This is a genomic window from Flavivirga aquimarina, from assembly GCF_030540835.1.
GTDB classification, from domain to species: Bacteria; Bacteroidota; Bacteroidia; order Flavobacteriales; family Flavobacteriaceae; genus Flavivirga; species Flavivirga aquimarina.
The window spans coordinates 74789-93740 of record NZ_JAUOEK010000056.1 but is presented as its reverse complement, the minus strand read 5'-3'; the positions used below and the strand labels follow the sequence as shown (position 1 = coordinate 93740).

The 18952-nt window shown below is 33.0% G+C and carries 17 protein-coding genes; 3 read left to right on the top strand and 14 right to left on the bottom strand.

Annotated elements, in window-relative coordinates; all coding sequences use genetic code 11:
• Positions 1–12: 12 nt before the first annotated feature.
• From Q4Q35_RS04030 to Q4Q35_RS03970, 13 genes are read right to left on the bottom strand one after another with little or no spacing between them, the layout of a single operon-like run.
• Positions 13–768 (bottom strand): hypothetical protein, encoded by a 756-nt coding sequence (locus Q4Q35_RS04030; RefSeq protein ID WP_303276651.1) that lies wholly within the window; start codon positions 766–768, stop codon positions 13–15.
• A gap of 21 nt (positions 769–789) precedes the next feature.
• The gene (locus Q4Q35_RS04025) at positions 790–4470 is read right to left on the bottom strand and encodes a baseplate J/gp47 family protein (protein ID WP_303276650.1); all 3681 of its coding nucleotides are present in this window, start codon (positions 4468–4470) and stop codon (positions 790–792) included.
• 28 nt (positions 4471–4498) lie between these two features.
• Positions 4499–4981, bottom strand: coding sequence for a GPW/gp25 family protein (locus Q4Q35_RS04020; RefSeq protein WP_303276649.1), 483 nt, complete (start codon positions 4979–4981; stop codon positions 4499–4501).
• Positions 4982–5008: 27 nt separating this feature from the next.
• Positions 5009–6772: a type VI secretion system tip protein VgrG gene (vgrG, locus tag Q4Q35_RS04015; protein WP_303276648.1), complete on the bottom strand. Its 1764-nt coding sequence runs from the start codon at positions 6770–6772 to the stop codon at positions 5009–5011.
• 7 nt (positions 6773–6779) lie between these two features.
• A complete protein-coding gene (locus Q4Q35_RS04010; RefSeq protein ID WP_303276647.1) occupies positions 6780–7457 on the bottom strand; it encodes a CIS tube protein in 678 nt (225 codons plus the stop codon).
• Between the two features lies 1 nt (position 7458).
• The gene (locus Q4Q35_RS04005) at positions 7459–7617 is read right to left on the bottom strand and encodes a DUF5908 family protein (protein ID WP_303276646.1); all 159 of its coding nucleotides are present in this window, start codon (positions 7615–7617) and stop codon (positions 7459–7461) included.
• 1 nt (position 7618) lies between these two features.
• The gene (locus tag Q4Q35_RS04000) at positions 7619–8065 is read right to left on the bottom strand and encodes a phage tail protein (RefSeq protein ID WP_303276645.1); all 447 of its coding nucleotides are present in this window, start codon (positions 8063–8065) and stop codon (positions 7619–7621) included.
• 2 nt (positions 8066–8067) lie between these two features.
• Positions 8068–8529, bottom strand: a complete 462-nt coding sequence (locus Q4Q35_RS03995; RefSeq protein ID WP_303276644.1) for a phage tail protein — start codon at positions 8527–8529, stop codon at positions 8068–8070.
• A gap of 49 nt (positions 8530–8578) precedes the next feature.
• Positions 8579–10234 (bottom strand): phage tail sheath family protein, encoded by a 1656-nt coding sequence (locus Q4Q35_RS03990; protein WP_303276643.1) that lies wholly within the window; start codon positions 10232–10234, stop codon positions 8579–8581.
• Between the two features lie 19 nt (positions 10235–10253).
• Positions 10254–11264, bottom strand: a complete 1011-nt coding sequence (locus Q4Q35_RS03985; RefSeq protein ID WP_303276642.1) for a hypothetical protein — start codon at positions 11262–11264, stop codon at positions 10254–10256.
• A gap of 3 nt (positions 11265–11267) precedes the next feature.
• Positions 11268–11846 (bottom strand): Pvc16 family protein, encoded by a 579-nt coding sequence (locus tag Q4Q35_RS03980; protein WP_303276641.1) that lies wholly within the window; start codon positions 11844–11846, stop codon positions 11268–11270.
• 3 nt (positions 11847–11849) lie between these two features.
• Positions 11850–12173 (bottom strand): hypothetical protein, encoded by a 324-nt coding sequence (locus Q4Q35_RS03975; protein WP_303276640.1) that lies wholly within the window; start codon positions 12171–12173, stop codon positions 11850–11852.
• Complete coding sequence (locus Q4Q35_RS03970; protein WP_303276639.1) at positions 12170–13975, bottom strand: glycosyl hydrolase family 18 protein; 1806 nt, start codon at positions 13973–13975, stop codon at positions 12170–12172. The genes Q4Q35_RS03975 and Q4Q35_RS03970 overlap by 4 nt, the downstream gene beginning before the upstream one ends.
• Positions 13976–14391: 416 nt before the next feature.
• Between Q4Q35_RS03970 and Q4Q35_RS03965 the strand changes: the two genes are divergently transcribed.
• Positions 14392–15180, top strand: a complete 789-nt coding sequence (locus Q4Q35_RS03965) for a hypothetical protein (protein ID WP_303276638.1) — start codon at positions 14392–14394, stop codon at positions 15178–15180.
• A 26-nt stretch (positions 15181–15206) separates the two neighbouring features.
• On the opposite strand, the gene Q4Q35_RS03960 is transcribed toward Q4Q35_RS03965, so the two are convergent.
• Positions 15207–15878: a response regulator gene (locus Q4Q35_RS03960; protein ID WP_303276637.1), complete on the bottom strand. Its 672-nt coding sequence runs from the start codon at positions 15876–15878 to the stop codon at positions 15207–15209.
• Positions 15879–16603: 725 nt separating this feature from the next.
• On the opposite strand from Q4Q35_RS03960, the gene Q4Q35_RS03955 reads away from it, so the two are divergent.
• A complete protein-coding gene (locus Q4Q35_RS03955; RefSeq protein ID WP_303276636.1) occupies positions 16604–17275 on the top strand; it encodes a TetR/AcrR family transcriptional regulator in 672 nt (223 codons plus the stop codon).
• A gap of 6 nt (positions 17276–17281) precedes the next feature.
• The gene (locus Q4Q35_RS03950; RefSeq protein WP_303276635.1) at positions 17282–18949 is read left to right on the top strand and encodes a peptidase domain-containing ABC transporter; all 1668 of its coding nucleotides are present in this window, start codon (positions 17282–17284) and stop codon (positions 18947–18949) included.
• The last annotated feature ends 3 nt before the right edge of the window (positions 18950–18952 follow it).

Genomic DNA, 18952 nt, shown 5'->3' with positions numbered 1-18952 from the left:
ATTTACAACTCCTTATTGCTTAAATAAATCCATGATATTATTATCCCATAACCTGACAATATGGAAATGTATTTTCTGAGAATAACCGTAGTCTGATCGTGTTTTAAGCTGCAATTTATAATTGTATGTACTGCCGGTAAATCGTATGGCTATTTTATTCCAAAACCAGCCATAATAAGCTTGGGTTCTGCGAATTCTGTGACGAGATTTCCCAAAGGTACTTATAGCATGTGCATGTAGCAACGCATATTTGCCTGCTTTTTCTTTGCCTACCTGAGCAATGACTTCGAAGGCTGCACAACCATTTAAACCTGTAATGACATCATGCCAATTTCCATCTGCTGGTACTGAAGCTAATTTATAAGTTCCAATACGAGAATCTACTCCTAAAACCCCATCAATTTCTAAAGTTGTTTTTGGGGTTTTAGTTCCAATACCTATAGCGCCTGTTTTTTGAAAATGTATCACATCTGTAACTTCCGTTTTAGTTACTGGTGCTACTATAGATAACCCTTTATCTTCTTCTTGATTAAGAGTCAAACTCCATTGTGGTAATTCATCTTCTACACTTTCAAAGACACTTAGTACCTTATCTGATTCTTTACCTTCCGGGGAAAGAATCAATCCATCTTCTTTTGTTTTTGAAATACCATCGTCTATTTTATTTATCATAGAATCTATCAAGCTTGAGAAATTGCTTTCTTTCGGTCTTGCTCCTGCTCTAAATAATGTTTTAAGGCTTTGCCTGTTTAATAACTTAATTTTCATATCACTTTTTCTTGTTAGAGGCTATTCCGTTTTGAAAGTCAAAATGGTATTTAACTTTGGTTTTGATGCTTTTGTATCCTCTTGTTTTGTTTTATCTTCTGTTACCTGTTCAGTTGTTGGGGGTTCATCGCCTCCTTCGGGTTCTATAAGTACATCGTTTGCAGCAATAATATAGTCTACACCTATTTGTAAATTCTGTGTTTCTATTTCTACTATGGTGCCTTCCTCAAGAATGGAGGGCAAGAATATATTATGTTTTAGCTTTGGTGCTAATATTGACCATGGGGTGGTTGGTTTAATTTCATTATTTTTTTCATGAATTTTCATTGTAAAATCATTGAGACCATCCTCTACAATATGCTCTATATCTAATCTTCTCACGGATTTTATATATGGTAAGTTCTCTATATGACTCATTAACATTATCGGAACTATCTCGGTTCCTATCCCTTTAGTTCTGCTAGTACTTATCTTTGATAATGGTGATAAATAGTCGTTTATAACGGTATTCAATTCTGTCATGTAATACCCACTATCATCCTCCACATAAAATTCTACGACACAATTAACCAGTAACCACTCTATAACAGGGTTTTGCACTTTTATTTTAATGAATGAATTTGCCCTCCTTTGTAAAAACTGAGTCATTTTTATAAGGTCATTCGTATTAAAATATTGATGGTTTTGGTAGGTCCATTGCTTGCTTAGTACAACCAAGGTTACTTTGCCTGCCTGTGATTTAAAATTTTTATCCAGATTAGTACATTTCGCGGCTATGACATCATGAAAGTATTGGAGTATTAAATGCTCATAATCCCATAATGATACAGCTCTGTCTTTATGTCTTAATCGTTCACTTACTTCTGTGTAAAATAACTCTGGTGTTCCGGGTGTTTCTCCTCCAAAAGAAGCTGCCGGTTGCATAATTTGTTTAAGCCCCGCTATTTTTACAACAGATTTAGTTATCTGTTTTGCTTCAATACACTTTCCTATAACTTGATTGTCTTCACTGGTACAAGTAGCCATTAAGGCATTTGGATAAATTCCATTTATAACCGGATACACATAAGCATCATGTATGGCCATAAATCGTAATTCACATATTTTGTCCTCATTGATTTGTGCATAATCTGGAAGCTGTAATTCTACGATTCCCGATTTGGTGAATTGATATGTACTGTCTGAGATAATATATTTTTCAGTAAGTGTTACCCAACTACCTGATGCTTTATATTGATAAACAATATTGTTACTTTTTTCATTATGTAACGGGTTATCATTCAATAAATCAAAAAACAAGGTTATGTTTGAATTGGGCTGAACACCAGATAACTCAACATAGAGGTACCCTTCTCCTTCATAATCTGTAACCATTGTGTTTAAAAACACTTGGGTGTCGTCTACTACTTTACGTATTCCGGAAGGGGTAATATGCATATAATCTCCGGTTATTTTACCCGAACTTTCATCATTAGGTGCTGTATTATCAAAATATATAACATCTTTTGCCGTATAATCCAGTTGCACTTCTTTTACCTTAGGAATAAAAGGTTTGTTAGGCAAGGGAGCATCCTCTTTATTTCTTGCATTATAGGTTACTATTTTTGTGTAACTTTTTTGATAAGCTTTTTGTCCAAACGCATGCTGTGGGTTGCTCAGGGTTAGTTTTAAAAATCCGTTTTGTGTATGTATATCATACTTTATCGGGTCTTGTAGCCTGTAATCTCTGGAAAGCTTATAAGGTTCCAGATCACTTAAAGCTATAGACCTGTCTTTAGATAGTATAACGCTATCATAACCTTCTGGAGTTGTACAGGGTTCAGTACTATATAGGTTTAATTTTTCTAACGGATGTCCAGCCTCCGGAAACCAATAACCATTTGATAGTGCTCTGACTTCTATTTTAAAAGAATCGTTTGTAAATACCTCATCATATTCCTGATAATAAGTATCAAACCCTCCATAATCCTCCGGAGCATTGGCCCAATCTATATGAATATTCAAGCTTATAAGCTCTTTTTTAAATAATTCACTTTTCCCTACCATAAGATAATCTCCAACAGAAGGTAAGGGGCCAAATAGATCAAAAGATTTTGTTAATGGCATTTTACCAATATTATTATATACCGACAGGTTTTTTACTCCTGTTACCTTTACATCAATTGTAACCGACTCCAGATTGACTCCTTTAAAAAATGAATATGCATAGATCGGCGCATATTCATCAAATAAGACTCTTACCATAGGCCAGGCAGAGTTCTTTTCTTCTGTTATTAATGTGGTTAATGGAGGTGCCGTGTTTTCTAATATGAAACTAATGCCAAAATCGTTGGTTGTTTCATCAAATACTAAATTATATGATGTTATTGCTTCCCATCCTTTTGTTGATGTGTATGAAATAATAAATGTGTTTTCAAAAACCATATTAAAAACGGTATCTAAAGACATTTTATCATTAATGACTATCTGGTTTACGAGTTTCCAAAACACATTCTTTGATGTGTCTTCTTCAAACCTGAATGTTATTGTAACCTGACGTTTTCCTTCTTCTAAAAAAAGCACAGGAGACCCGATCATAAAGCCAATATTTGTAATTGTTTTTTTGGTTATTCCGGAATTGATGAGTGTATTTTTATTAGCTCCGAATAAAGACCAATTTTCGGCATCTTCAATCTTCTTGCCTTTATTTACAAGGTTGTTTTTTATAATATTGGAAATAATAGTACCATCTGTCCCTATTTCAATAAATGGATTTTTGTTAAAGAATAAAGTTTGTGCAGATTCTAATACTATGGGACTTACAACTACAGGTTTATCGGTTTCAAATAGAATTGCTTTTTTACTTTCAAATAATTTACCAGCAGAAAATAGTGTTCCCTGTGGAATAAATACATTCTTTATTTTGGGGTCTACATTAAAACATATAATAGCCTGAGTTGGTTTTCCTTTTCGTAGTGTTTGCTGTAAGATATCTTTATAATAAAAATCTAAATGGCTTTGTGATAGTTTATTGAGCTCCTCTTGTATTTTCTTGTATAATAATGCAAAAGTGATGTACATGGCATTATTAGGCGCATGATCATTTCTTGCAAAAAGATAGGCTTTTAGATAGTTTTTTGTAAAATCCTGAATGTGAATGATGAGCTCTTTAAATGTATTGACTGTCTGATCTAAATTAACCGCTGCGTTTTTATTGTCTTCTTCTAAAGCCGTTCTATCTGGGTTATCTGGGTTTGGAGCGCCTAACATTCTTGGAGAAGTTCCCTCTTGCTCTTGTTTTAAACTTGTTACAGCATTGAGAATAGTCTCTTTCTTAGGTTTTAATATGTCAAATAAAATATTCCCTATTTTACTTGCTAAAACGTCTTCCTTAAGGTGAGTTAAATTAATATGCCATTCTTCTATTTTAGCATACCAATCTAATAAGGTATTCATAGTATCCAGAGGGGTCTCGCTAACTATGAGGCTATCTAATGGTTCCTTTATAATTTTAACCATAGACATAACGGAAGCATTCCTAATAAAAGCTTGCCAATTACCATCAAGGGTATTATCAATATTATAAAAATTTATATGTCCCAGATACGAAATCATATACCCCAAAAGATCTTCAAAAGACCTGTCATCAATCTTAAATTTTTGATTAAGCAGATCGTCGTTTATCCTTTGAGATTGTATGGTACCTGTTCTTCTTTCTATCATCAATGCATCATTGATTTAATTAATTTCATTACCCTTTAGTTGTATCCATTCCCTGTTCGGAAAAGTCTTTGGGATTTCTTACTTGTTTTTTAAATAAGTCGGGGATATCGGTTCCTTCAACTTTATAATATGGAAACACCAGGTTAAATCTGGTATTACTTAACGGCACTATATAATCTAAACTAATTCTTATAACACCATCTAAATAGTTGGATTCATCTAAATTAACCTTCAGTAATTTTATTCGGGGCTCGTAATTTATAATAGCTGTTCTTATAATTTCTGTAATGAGGTGTACTCTGGAATTTGAAATAGAATCGAACAAATAAGTGTATAAATCACAGCCATACCTAGGCTCCATAATGCGTTCACCTATACTGGTATTAAGTAATATTCCAAGAGATTGTTCTATATCTGCTTCATTGGAAACCATCTCGACTCCCGACTCATTATCTTTATAAAATGTAGGAGGGAAAGCCCAACCTGTACCTAAAAACGATTTATCCTTCATAATTTAGTCCATTTTTATTTATCATTTTTAATTTAGGTTTACCATAGTCCCGCTTATACTTGTATTACCACCACTACTACTCATGGTACAACCGCTATTGCCACTAATGGAAACAGTCTTATCTGCTTTTATAGTTACAGAATTTCCTTGAATTGTTAAATCGTTGGTTGCCTTAATGGTTAAACTGGAGTCACTTTGAATAGTAATGCCTTTATCGTTCATTTGTATCGAGTTACTATTCTCGTCAACAATGGTAATACCTTCATCTTTATCACTAATGGTTATAATATTTTTATTAGGGGTCATCATGGTCATAACTATATTCTCATCATCAAATTGAATTTCTAATTGACTTTTAGTCATGAGTGTTTTTATATAATTATTATCATCTCCAATAGTTACCGGAGGCGCATTTTTACTACTATAAACACTCCCTATTATGATTGGAAATCTAGGATCTCCATCCATAAAACCTATAATAACCTCATCCCCTTCCTCTGGGTAGAAAAAAGCGCCAACACCACTACTGGCGTAAAACGTAGATAATCGTGCCCATACAGTTTCTGATTCGTTGTTAATTGCTGGAATTTCCAATTCTACTTTAAATTCTTTTTCCTGATCTTCATTATCGCTGCTAGGAGTTTCATAGATGCTTTTAACTATGGCTGTTTGTAAACCTTTTACTCCTTTTAAAGATCCCGAAGCTGTTGGCCCCATGGAGGAGGATGTTTTTTCACTAAACCAATCTGGAGAAAGTCCAATACCTATCTCTGTTCGCCATTGACCATCACTCATACTATGGGATACGCTGGAAACATAGGCATTTCCATTAAAACGATCTCCTAAGCCTTCTAATAGAATCAATGAGTTTGGTTTTATAAGAGCAGACCCTTGGAATGTAATATTACCTCTATATCTGGACAGTTCATTTTTAAGCTTTGCCGCATCTACCCATGCTTGAGTAGCTTCTTGTGATATTGGAACTGATGTATCTAATGTCTGATCTGCAGATAATACACCTTCTAATTCTGAACCTGAAAGATCGCCTTGTTCGTTCTCTGAAACATCATCTGCCTCTACGCTAACTAATTCCTGGCTATCTGGATCCCAATAACTTCCGGTTATAGATTCGTACTGATTTGTAGCTTCAATTTCCGTATCCATTTCCAGAATATCTCTTCCTAATTTCAGTCCTATTTCGGGAGTCGTGTCTATTGGTGGCGGACTTACTACTAATTTCCCCATATCTGTGATAACAACCATCCCGTTTAATTCCGCTTTATTTACTATAAAATCCCAATCTGTGGCAGTGTATTGTACAATTTTATCCTGTATTACAGAAGAAGGTGTCACTTCTTTTTTAATACCAAGGTTATCTGCTATTTGTTCTATAGCCTTGCTATCTATTGCTTTGGTTAAAACGACTTTTGATTTAGATTTCGTAGCTTTTAAGATGGTGTCTTTACAGGCTACTTGTAACGATGTTCCTGAATCGTCTATTTTAATGGATTGCTTAATTACAACTCCAGAAAATATTTTGGTATCCTTATTATTGTATCCTAAACTAATTTCTATTTCCGATCCTGGCTCAAAAGTATCCGAATCAGTAATTTTAAATAGCTGATCGGATGGATTGCCATCCCTTATTGAAATTTGAGCGCTGGCTATAACATTTACTTCCTGAGATATAGAGATACTCATGACTCCATAGGTGTCTGGAACTTCTGAGCCATTAGATGTAATTGTAAAGGATATTATATTATTCCCTTTTATTATTGGTGATTCAGCCATATCTTAATTATTTTATAGGAGGTAAATATATTTTTGTACCGGGGGTGAGATCTCTAAAATTCAAGATATTATTATAGGCTGCTACTTCCATATAATAACTACTATCTCCATAAATTCTATAGCATATAAGTGGTAATGTGTCTCCTTCTTTTATTTCAACAAGATGTGTTAAATCCGGAGATTGGTTATTAGCTTCTTTAGCAATAAGCCCTTCATCTATAGCTTCTTCAAATGCTGCTGTAATTTTAGCACGCAATGGTGTTCCGTCATTCTTAAAGAGTGTATACGATATATTTAAGGAGGTTAGCTTGCATTTAAAAACTAATGTTCCCCACGAAATAATTAAGTAATTTGACTCATGAATGCTTCCGTTATATGTAAAACAGACATCTTTAAATGTTTTTATCTGATCATCTACAGAGGTCTGTGTTTTAAAACTCGCTAATGATCCTGATTTAATGGCTCCTGTAGCATCAAAATAAATATCGAAAGACACTTTTTCTGGAGGGATTCCCTTAAACCATAATGTTGTTCCCGGAGATCCAAGTGCTTGTTGATTGTTATAATTTACCGTATGCTCATGTGTATAGGATGCAGGATTTATTTGTACGGTACATTTGGATGTCCCGGATCCTGAATATTGATTCGTATCATAAGCTATGATTTCCATTAAATCCTTCCCCATATTAGCGCTCTTTTAACTTGTTCAACTGTTTTTTAACTTCCTTTTTACAAGTAGATTCTATAGTTCTCTTTATCATATTCATATCTATAGCTTCAGATTGTTTATTAATCGATTCTTCTACTTTTACTTTTATAACTAGTTCTCTTATTTCTATTGGCATATCATACTACTATTAAATAATCATAGGTTAGTTCCAATGTTTCTATAAGAATCTCATTGTTCATAGAGTTTAATGGTGAAAATTCCCATTTTACCGGCCACGCATTTATAAAACTCCAATTTTTTACGGGGAGTCCATTTTCATTTAGTAAACTCAACAACACCGTTTGAGAAACAATGGTTGTTGATAACCCGCCTACTAAAGTAGCTTCACACCATAATGATAATGGTGAAACTATTGATGTTATACCTCGTTTAAGTACTAGATTCTGATATTTTGCTCCAGTAGGAACCCGGTGTTTAAACCGGTTTTCCCCACCTTCTGCAATTTCTTCCATTCCCATTTCCATAGTCATACCTGAAACTTCTTTAAAGGAGGTATCTAACGCTCCTAATTCTAGTGGAAATGAAAGTCTAAAATGAAAACCTACTAATGGATAATTACTCATTCTTATCCATTAGCTATGGTTAACCCTTCATGAGCTAATTCTAGGGTTTCTACTGCAACTTCATTACCATCAGATTTTAAATCTGTTGCAGTAATTTTGGTTGGCCATGCATTCGTTAATGTCCAGGTCATTGTAGGAGCTCCGGTTTGATCCAACAACTGAATAACAACGGTTTCTCTTTTAATGGTATTCATTTTTATAGCATCGTACCATTTCCAGAAATTATTATCCTTAACAAAAACGCCTTTTTTTAAGGTGACATTACTAAATTTAGCAATACCAGGCATTTTTATTGTGCTAAATGTTTTACTATCACCATGCCTGTATTCTACGACTTGTGTTTCGGTATCTAACCCTGATACTTCTTGAAAAGAAGCTGTGTTGTCTTGTGAGCCTAAGTTAACTTTGAAATAAAATTTAGTTAACGGCCAAATTGCACCTTGTGCTGATCCATCATCTGCCATAATTGTATGTTTTTTTTAAATGATTTTAATGTTATTTTTTAATGATAAATTATCCTTTTTGCATTTCTTGCTGGAAGGTTATTTCTATGAATTCTGCTGGATGTGATACCGCTACTTTTACAGCAACTAGCATTTTTCCTTCCAGAATATCTTGTGAAGTCATGGTGCTTCCCAATCCTACGGAAACAGAAAAGGCATCTGCTGGTTTAGGTCCTACCAAGCCTCCTTGATTCCATAATCCAGTCAAGAAATTACTAATCATGCTTTTTACAGATACCCAAGTACTTGCATCATTAGGTGCAAAAACATAGGCACTTGCTGCTTCTTTTACAGATTGTTCTATGTATATTAATGTTCTTCTAACATTGATATACCTCCAGTCATTAGAATTTCCATCTAACGTTCTTGCTCCCCATACCAATACACCTTTTCCTGGGAATGATCTAATGGCACATACAGACTTTCCGTCTAATGGTACATTTAGATCTTCTTGAGCTTGATGGTCTATTTTAATGGATGGTGCTATAACGCCTTGCACACCAACATTAGCTGGTGCTACCCATACGCCTTCATTGTTATCTACAATGGTATAGATTCCTGCCATTGCTGCGCTGGGAGGCATTAAATTTAATTTCTCTAAGAAATGATTTAATAATAATTTATAGGAAGCACTTAAATTTTTAAGTACCGAATCTGCTTTATCTTGTGTAATTCCATCTGCTGCTGGTTTAGTCGCGAACAAAGCCGTTATATATGGTTTTATTGGATTATCAACAGAAGCTTTTGTTTTTGGATCTACAACAGCAGGAAACTCGGCATTAAGCATGGTTTGTACAACGGCATTACTTGCTGGTGCAATATTTTTATACGAGATATCGCCTAATTGATTTACGGTAGTATTTAACCAAGGGTAATAAACAGCTGCATAACTGTTAAATTTAGGCAATGTTGGTTCTACTGCATTTCTAAAGCCTTCAACACTTGTAGTTCCTACCAATGATTCGCTATATCCTCCTGGAATATCTAACAGCGCCACTCTAGATTGTAGTAAGCCGCAATGGTTAATCATTTCACCTTGTAATGTATAACATAACGCATATTTTTTTGCCAGATCGGTTTGTGTAGGATCCATTAACTCTACGGCATCCGGTATCACAATCATTGTAGGCTCTGTTTCTTTGACTAGTAACGTTAGTGCTTCTTCAAAAGGTTTTGTTTCTGTTAAACCAGTTGAAGCATAGTCATACCCTCCTACTGAAACAATATAACATGTACCTCCCCCATTTTCATAGAAAAAACGAATGGCACTATATAGTCTATAATTTACAGTAGTTGTCGCTAAATTATACCCCGTAGTATCTATAAAAAAATCTGGTGGTGGTGCACTAGTATTTCCTGCCGCCGGTGCTGCAGGTTGTTTCTTTTTAGAAGCATCTGCTGCTGGTGCTGCAGGAGCTTTGGAAGGAGCTGATGCTTGGTTTACACTAAATTGAATTTGAGGAGGTATGCTCCCAAAAACGGCATTAAATTCTGCCAACGAAGTTATCCTTACCGGTTCGTTTACTAAGTCTTTACCATTGTAACTGGTCTTTTCTGTATACCCTATAAAGGCTGGTATAGCAGTAGGAACAGGTACAACAGCATTTCCAAAGGCATCCAATTCTTGGATATAAACCCCTGGTGTTTTCATTGCTGTTACTGACATTCTTTTTTGTTATTTAAAGTTATACATGAATTATGGTTTGAGAATAAAATACATCCTCGTTGTTTTCCTTTTTAGTGATTATTACAGATGGTTTAGGTACAGGCATTTTAATATCCAATTCCATTACAGTATCTGAAAAATCATTTTTATAAAGCATTTTTAATAATGGACTTGCCCTAGCTCTTTGATGAAGCTTTATAATATCTGGAGAGGTAAACAAATTAGCCTCTTCTGTCCCGATTGTTTTCTTTACAGGCCCCGAATATTGCTCATCATTAACACTTTCTATACTAATATCTTGAATCGTAATTTTTTTATCTTGCGAGACTACAACTGCATATTGCCAATAGGTGGATCTTGCTATAAAATTTGCCTTGAGTAATGGGGGATTATTCTCTTTTAAAGCTGCCAGAATAGATGCCATTTGCAGATGCAAAATACCATAACATTTATCTTCAATTTTTTCTGAAGTGCCTATAAATGTTTGCGATAATTTACCTGCTATCCATAATTCATAAACCCCAGTACCAAAAACATTAATATTTATAGAAATACTTGGTTGATTTTCAATCGTTAACTGATTAAAAACATCTTCTCCTTTACTATTTTTTATCACTACTGAAACTGGTTGACCTTGAGGGACTTTTACCTGAAAAAATAATGATTGGACAGGTAGATATCTATTGGTAATTATAGCTTGTTCATTAGCATCTTGCAGCGGGTTTGTGAGATAAAGTAATGTCCCTTCTTCCTTGGGTAAAGCAAGGTCTGTATAATTATCAAATTCTTGATCTGTATTGATTAATTGAAAATAGAGATCGTCTATCGTTTGAAGCTCTTCCCAACTATTCGTTGAAGGTGAGACACCTATATACCCGAGATATTGATTTTTTAATTTATTTATGTGAATGTTATAATTCTTCATGACCCGTTGGGTAGATACCATTGGTATTAATTTAAAAACAGTACATACGTTATTATCAAAATATTCATGTAGCATTTCTAATGTAAACCAGTGCTGAAGATTCATATCCTATTCTTTTTTAGTATTTGATTTTAAACCTGCTACTGCCGGAATTTGTTCTTTAACATCTCCTTTTTGTATGCCTACCATTCGTACTTTGTACACCATAGATGGTACATATTTAGCTCCTATACCACTCCAAACATGGCTTAGCTCTTGTATGGGAACATTATAGATTTCAAAAGTTAATCGATCAATTGAGGAATCTAAATCTGGGTAATCTGAAGATGCAAAAACTCTAGAGGCTTGAAAAAAGCCTATTACCGCCGAAAGCATTTTTAATGCCTCGAGATAATTATCTGAATTATAATTAGCCGATATTAGTAAATATAGATTAAGATATACAGGAGGATTCACTTTACTAAAATCACCTTGGTTATCGGGAATATATCCTCCCATATGCTTTACCGTTTTTTCATGCTCTAAATTTATAATTGAAATAATGACCTTATTTTCAATGTTATTGGTAACGCTACCGTCCAGATTAATTAAGCTTCCGGGAACGACGATATCATCTGTTAAACCAAAGGACATTTTTAGATTCCTGTTAAGAAGGTCTGTTATAAATATGAGTACTTTATCCAGCATAGTCTATTCTGTTTTACTTTCTAATTGTGTTTTTATTGCCAAAGCAACGATTCTTGAAAAATAGATACCTATGACGCAGGCTATGTATAGCACTACGAATGATGGGTAAAGGTCTTCTGTAATAATGCTAAACACACCACTTAAATCAATAGATGTTAAGCTTATTAAATAGGCAACGATTAGCGTCACTGGAATACCTAATAATACAATGAACAAAACCCACAATAGTTCTTTAGACAACGCTTTCTTTACGGCTTCAAGGATCTTCTTCAGCTTTCCGGCTTCGGCTTTCATCTTTTTAGTATCAATAGCTGGCAGAGTGCTCATGGTAATTCTTTTTTCTTACGTTCAACAAATGTGTTTGCTATATAATATGCTATTCCTCCGAGTATAAAACCAATAATGAGTGTTACGATACTATTGTCTATCCATTGCTGCATTCTAAAAATGACAATCGTTAAGAGCAGCATGAATGCCGAATAGTATATTTTTAATGAAGTGCTATTAAAAAAATTAGCTCTTGTGTTTGGAAACATCATGGCACTTAAAAAGCCAATACATCCAAAGAATAATGCAAAACACATGATGTATAAAAGAATGGTTTTGTAATCGGTGATGCTTGCTAATTCTTTTTCAGTTTTATTAATTTTACTATCTGGATCATCTACTCCTAATGCATTCGAGATTTTTTGTAAGACACCGGTACTATCACTATCATCTTCTGTTGTCGATGCATTTCCCTGTTGAGAAGTATTACTATCACCACCTTGTGTGCCTTCGCCTTCAGATGAACCATCGGTAGACGCGTCCATAGCTGCTTTTTCTTCCTTTGATAATTCATTATATATAACGTTCCAGATATCATCATATCCTTTATCATACCCCAGAGCCCATAACCCCAAACCTGCCAGTTTGTTCTTTTTTATAAGGTTGGTTTTGTAAACAAAACTGGAGTCATTTTCAAACCAACACTGCCTATATTCCGTTTTTTTTCCTTTAACTCTATAGGTACTGTAAGCACTCTTACTAATAGGCTCAATATAGACAGCCTCGTTGTTTTCAATTTCCGACTTTATGTAACTGTAAGTTCTACTTCCTATATATTTTTTGGCTTTAGATTGCAAACTTTGGTTATCTGTCACCCATAAACTCCCATAAGTAGGTAGTGCTAGTATAAGTTTTGAATTTGGAACGCCTTCTTTTAAATAATACTTAACGGATTCCGTAAGATTGAATGGTTCCCAACTTTTGCCACTCAGCAATGGAGCTACCGGGCCTGCTATGCTACTGGTTTTACCATAATAATCGTAGCCCATGATTACAAACTTATCAATAGCCTGATTTAAAGATTTAAAATCTAAGACATAAGTTAAATTTACGCTTGGTACCGCTGCGTATATTTTGTAATCTTTATTTACCTTTTTTAATCTGCTTGAAAGCGTTAGTAAAAAACCCGTATAATCATCTTTTTCTTTTTTTTGAATGCCTTCAAAGTCTATACAAACGCCATCTCCTTTTCTTTTATCCAGTAATTTAATTAGATTACTTATTAATGTGTCAATGGATTTAGAGTTTCTTAAAAACCTCCTATTATTTCGTTCTCCAAAGTTGCTTACCGTAAGTAGTATTTTTTTATTAGGATACGCTTTAATGGAGTCTATTAATGATGTTGTTTCCCATTCGTGCGTAGAGATGGCTTTTCCTGTAGAGGGGTTTACTTCATATGAAAAATAGGCCACCGTAGAGAGCAGTGAAAAATTAATATGTTTATAATAATCTTTTTCCCAATAAGGATACCAACCAAAAACCTCATAGCCTAACTCAAAATTTTTATCTGTTTTAAGAAAAGATTTTTCCAGATCGACATCTGTAGTGCCAGTTGGAAATGTTGGCGTTTTTTTGTCTTTTAATTTTTTATGATTTTGATGTATAAATTTTCGAGCGAGTTTGGCAGAATCGTTATGTTTAAATAGCTTCTCGAAAAAACCAAGTTTTTTGGTTGCCTTTTTAATTAATTTAGATGTATCCTGTTGTTGTATTCTATATGCCTTAGTCGATGACAATGCATACAAATTGTCTTGAAGAAAAATAAAAATAATAAGTAACGTCAATACTTTTAATTGGTTCATTAACAACAGTGATTTTCTCTAAATTAACGTGGCGTAGTTTTTGAATCTTTGTTATTAAAATTATAGATATTGAGATTACTTAGATTGTATAGAAACAAAAAAACAAGGACACAATACCTTTAGTATTTACCATAAGTAAAGTACATCAATACCTATTGATTTTGGTTATAGCAATCTATAAAAAAAAATAAGAAAATTTTGTAATAAAACCATACTACATGTACTACAAAAACATACTTTTAGTAGTGTTTTAGCATACAAAAAGGAAATATAAAGCTTTCTAATTGTAGTTTTTTAGTTAAAAAAAATGTTTAAAAGTTGATTACATTCAATAACTTAATAAAACATGTTTTTTTGTTAACCTCAAACTGGTAAAAAGACTGTTTAACTATGATATATAAAACAACTGTATTATTATGAGTAGTTACGTAGACAAAACAAAAGATAAAATAGCCCAAAACGTTTTAAAAGAGCCCGTTAAGAAACAAAATAACGGTGACAATTCTTTAAAATTTATAGATAAAAGAGCCACAACTATTACACAAAAAAAGTTAATACAAATGGTAACAGCATCTCAAAATTCAATTCAGTTAAAACGCATCGAACATGGCTTAGAAAATAAAAATACTAAGGATCCTTCTCAGGCTCCTATACAAAGGGTTGAAAAAACAGCCGATGAGAAAAAAGATTTGTTTAAGAAATCTGATATTCATTATATTCCTAGTGGATGGGAAAAGGATGAAAATATTAGGAGAACAAATACTTACTTAAGCGGAAGTGCTGATTCCACCCGTGTTAAGAGTAACACAAGTAACCCGGACATCGTAACACAAAGCGGACAAGCATATACACTAACAGTTGTTGGGCATGGAAGAGAAGGTGATAACCAAAATATACATGCAAACTGGACGGGAACTTTAATGAATACACATAAAACAAAAAGTATTACAAATTTAGCTGCTAAAGCTGCTGCTATTGTAAACAGAGAGCGAGGGCAGCTAAACCAACTAAACTTATACATTTGTTTTTCTGCTTCTAATGGCATTATGCAGGCTTTTAAAGATCTTTTTCTTGCAAGAGTTAACCATGATAAACTAACGACAAATGCACTATTAATTGGACGTGAAATTGCAGTATTTGTGCATGAGTCTGGCGGACCAACCGGTAGTGGTAAAAAACTAGTTACTCTCGGTTTAAACACTTAAATAAAAGCCTCGTTGGGTTTTAAGAACTACAAAAAGCCTTTTTTAATAACAGAACTAATCAAAACATCACTATCGTTACTGGTTACACCAAATAGCTCTTTTAAATTGCGCCTTCTTTTTTCAATACCTGCTCTGGACAAAGGTAAAGCTTTAGGTAAATCTTTTGTTTTGGTTCCTTTTGATAACTCATTCAGCAATTGTTTATCAATACGATCTAAAACAATTTTGCTAGATATTTTTTTACGAAGTAGTTTTAAAATTGTTGAACTATAAAATGGTATATCATTAAGTATACTATCTAATGATTCAGAAAGTGTATTACATACAATATCGCTCTTATAAAGCAAACCATCCGGATTTAGATTTTGTAAAATATTACTCAATATTAATGAATTATTATACCCAGTAATAACAATAATTTTGGTTTCAGGTGAATTATTTCTAATATACATGCCAACATCTTCGCCTGATTTAAATTTTCCGTCTTTAGATTTCGGGATTCTTATATCTAAAAAAACTAAGCCAAAAGGGGTATTTGCTTTTTTTATACAATTAATAGCCTCGTCAGTATCAGTAACAAAAGTAACCTTAAATTTTATTTTTGGATTATATCCTTCATATAGGTTAATGTAGTTTTTATATGAATCTATTACCAATTGATGGTCATCGACTAAAAGCGTTTTAATAGTTTTTATCATTTTTTTTACAACAATTGAATTACGCTAAAAATAGTTATTGATATATTTTTTTTACAATTATAGTGCTTTTTTTCTTACCTACTCAACTTAAACTAATTTAAAGTCTAAATTATAATTGCATTGAGTACTTTATCTATTATTCTTTATTAATCTTTTTAAACAAATAGTTTCTAAATAGTTAGGATTGAATTCTTCTTTGATTGGTTTGTCGGCTCTTATAGTTCTCTCTTTCTCTATTTAAATATATTTATTACAAACTAAAGAAACACGTTAGTAATAAGAATTGTAATCGTAGTAATATAATTTCAAAATATAGATATAATAATAAGCTTGAAAATAAACCACTCCTGGACTGGAAGTCCATAGGTTCGTTTTGGCAGACTGAAAGTCTGCTTCGTGAAATATAGTAAAACTGAATTCGTGTGAATTCGTGAAACCTGCCAGCCGGCAGGCTGGTTCGTGTCAAAAGTTTTTAGAAGCTGAAAGCGACATGCACTAAAGTACATAATTTTAACTCCATTTGAGACCAATAAAATATCAGCTCTTTTTTATAAAACTTACACTCTCCTATTTTAAATAATGTTCTAGTACCACAGAATAGCCATTAAATAGCCATTTTTTCAACAAATTAATTCATTCTAATTCTTAAAGTTTTCACAATAATAATGGCTTTATTTTCTTTATTAATAGTAATACTATTATATTTGCGTTTAAACTAACTAATTATGGACAAATTACTATCAAATTTAAAAATTTCAGTGCCTGAGAAAATTTATGTAAAAGACCCTGAGTCTTCTGTATTAGGTAAGCGCATAATAGAACATAGCATTATTTTAATCGATGAAGCTGGTTTCGAAAATTTCACATTTAAAAAGCTAGGTGTACTTATAGGCTCTAATGAAAGCTCTATTTATCGTTATTTTGAAAGTAAGCATAAACTTTTATTATACTTATCGTCTTGGTATTGGGGTTGGATAGAATACCAATTAGTATTCGAAACACATAGTCTAAATGCTACCGATAAGCTTAAAAAAGCCATAGAAATTGTTACCAGAAGCATAAAAAAAGATTCTAATTACCATCATATTAATGAAGTTGTTTTAAATAGAATCATTATTAATGAAAATTCTAAATCATTCTTAACCAAAGAGGTAGACAAAGAAAACAAAGAAGGCTATTTTATTCTTTACAAACGTATTATATACCGCTTACAAGATATGATTGCGGCTATAAATCCAGACTATAAATTCCCTTCCAGTTTAGCGAGTACTATTATTGAAGGCAGTCTACATCAGCACTTTTTAAAAAGTCATTTTGCATCTATGACAGATTGTAAACTTGGTGTTACCCCAACCGATTTTTTAATGCCATTAGTTTTAAAAACAATTAACCCTTAATTATTTATGAATAAACCTACTATGTCTCCTTGGAAACGTTTTATTGGATTACTACGATTAGAAAAAAGAGATATTTTACAAATATTCTATTATGCTATTTTTTCTGGTATAGTAGCCTTATCGCTTCCGTTAGGAATTCAAGCTATAATAAACCTCATACAAGGTGCTCAAATATCTACATCGTGGGTTATATTAGTAATTCTGGTAACCCTTGGTGTCGCTTTCTCAGGTGCTTTGCAACTTATGCAATTACGTATTATAGAAACGATTCAACAAAGAATTTTTTTAAGATCTTCTTTTGAACTTAGTTATCGTTTTCCAAAAATTAAGATGACGGAATTACGCAACTATTATCCTCCTGAGCTTGCCAATAGGTTTTTTGATACGTTAACCATACAAAAGGGGCTTTCTAAAATATTAATCGATGTCCCTTCTGCTATATTACAAATATTGTTTGCCTTAATATTACTATCATTTTACCATCCCTTTTTCATCATTTTTGGTGTTCTGCTACTAACATTAATATTAATCGTATTTAAATATACTGCAGAAAAAGGTTTAAAAACCAGTTTACAAGAATCTAAACATAAATATAAAGTGGCCCATTGGATACAGGAAATAGCAAGAACAATAGTTAGTTTCAAGCTCTCAGGCGATACCAATTTGGCATTAAATAAAAATGATGCTTTAGTTAACGATTACTTAAAATCTAGAGAAAACCATTTTAAAATCCTAGTCATTCAATTCATTCAAATGATAAGTTTTAAAGTTATCGTAACTGCAAGTTTGCTTCTAATTGGCGGTGCTTTGGTTTTAAATCAAGAAATGAATATTGGGCAATTTGTAGCTGCCGAAATTATTATTCTTCTTGTAATTGCCTCAGTAGAAAAGCTAATTTTAGGATTAGAACCCTTTTACGACATGCTTACTTCCATTGAAAAATTAGGTCAAATCGTAGATAAAGACCTGGAGAACGGTAATGGTGAAACTATACCATTTGAAAATGGAATTCAAATTGAATTAGAAGATGTATCATACAAAGTTTCTAATCGTGAAAAACCAATAATTAATAACGTTTCTCTTAATATTAATTCTAAAAGTAGAATCCTTGTTAAAGGAGAAAGTGGTTCTGGAAAGTCAACATTATTGCGATTAATCTCTGGAGTCATACAGCCAACATCTGGTAATATTCATGTAAATAATTTATCGGTAAAAAGTTTAGATCTTAATCACTATCGTTCAAAATTAGGTATGTCATTAACCGAGGAAACACCTTTTGAAGCTTCCATTAAAGACAACCTTACGTTCGGAAATACTGCTATAACCGATGATGAAATATATAACACGATTAAAGCCGTAGGTCTTATCGATTTTATAAAGGAACAAACCAACGGTTTACAAACTATATTGTATCCAGATGGCAGACAAATGTCTCATACAGTTTCTAAAAAAATTGTTTTAGCACGGGCCATTTTAAAAAAACCTAAAGTATTGATTTTAGAAGATGCTTTAGACAGGTTTAACCAAAAAGAAACAAATTCCATTATAAATTTCTTAACGCATAAAGATAGGCCTTGGGCTCTTATAGTAGTAAGTAGTAGCGAAACGTGGGTAGATAAATGTAAAGAATCAGTAACACTAGAAAAAGGAGACATTAAAACTAAAAACTTTTAAGTT

What these genes read in the sequence shown, in the direction of transcription:
- vgrG (WP_303276648.1), bottom strand. Translation starts at nt 6,772, where the DNA reads ATGGCTGAATCACCAATAATAAAAGGGAATAATATAATATCCTTTACA.
- Q4Q35_RS03985 (WP_303276642.1), bottom strand. Translation starts at nt 11,264, where the DNA reads ATGAATCTTCAGCACTGGTTTACATTAGAAATGCTACATGAATATTTT.
- Q4Q35_RS04005 (WP_303276646.1), bottom strand. Translation starts at nt 7,617, where the DNA reads ATGCCAATAGAAATAAGAGAACTAGTTATAAAAGTAAAAGTAGAAGAA.
- Q4Q35_RS04025 (WP_303276650.1), bottom strand. Translation starts at nt 4,470, where the DNA reads ATGATAGAAAGAAGAACAGGTACCATACAATCTCAAAGGATAAACGAC.
- Q4Q35_RS03950 (WP_303276635.1), top strand. Translation starts at nt 17,282, where the DNA reads ATGAATAAACCTACTATGTCTCCTTGGAAACGTTTTATTGGATTACTA.
- Q4Q35_RS03955 (WP_303276636.1), top strand. Translation starts at nt 16,604, where the DNA reads ATGGACAAATTACTATCAAATTTAAAAATTTCAGTGCCTGAGAAAATT.
- Q4Q35_RS03975 (WP_303276640.1), bottom strand. Translation starts at nt 12,173, where the DNA reads ATGAGCACTCTGCCAGCTATTGATACTAAAAAGATGAAAGCCGAAGCC.
- Q4Q35_RS04000 (WP_303276645.1), bottom strand. Translation starts at nt 8,065, where the DNA reads ATGAGTAATTATCCATTAGTAGGTTTTCATTTTAGACTTTCATTTCCA.
- Q4Q35_RS03980 (WP_303276641.1), bottom strand. Translation starts at nt 11,846, where the DNA reads ATGCTGGATAAAGTACTCATATTTATAACAGACCTTCTTAACAGGAAT.
- Q4Q35_RS04020 (WP_303276649.1), bottom strand. Translation starts at nt 4,981, where the DNA reads ATGAAGGATAAATCGTTTTTAGGTACAGGTTGGGCTTTCCCTCCTACA.
- Q4Q35_RS03990 (WP_303276643.1), bottom strand. Translation starts at nt 10,234, where the DNA reads ATGTCAGTAACAGCAATGAAAACACCAGGGGTTTATATCCAAGAATTG.
- Q4Q35_RS03965 (WP_303276638.1), top strand. Translation starts at nt 14,392, where the DNA reads ATGAGTAGTTACGTAGACAAAACAAAAGATAAAATAGCCCAAAACGTT.
- Q4Q35_RS04030 (WP_303276651.1), bottom strand. Translation starts at nt 768, where the DNA reads ATGAAAATTAAGTTATTAAACAGGCAAAGCCTTAAAACATTATTTAGA.
- Q4Q35_RS03970 (WP_303276639.1), bottom strand. Translation starts at nt 13,975, where the DNA reads ATGAACCAATTAAAAGTATTGACGTTACTTATTATTTTTATTTTTCTT.
- Q4Q35_RS03960 (WP_303276637.1), bottom strand. Translation starts at nt 15,878, where the DNA reads ATGATAAAAACTATTAAAACGCTTTTAGTCGATGACCATCAATTGGTA.
- Q4Q35_RS03995 (WP_303276644.1), bottom strand. Translation starts at nt 8,529, where the DNA reads ATGGCAGATGATGGATCAGCACAAGGTGCAATTTGGCCGTTAACTAAA.
- Q4Q35_RS04010 (WP_303276647.1), bottom strand. Translation starts at nt 7,457, where the DNA reads ATGGGGAAGGATTTAATGGAAATCATAGCTTATGATACGAATCAATAT.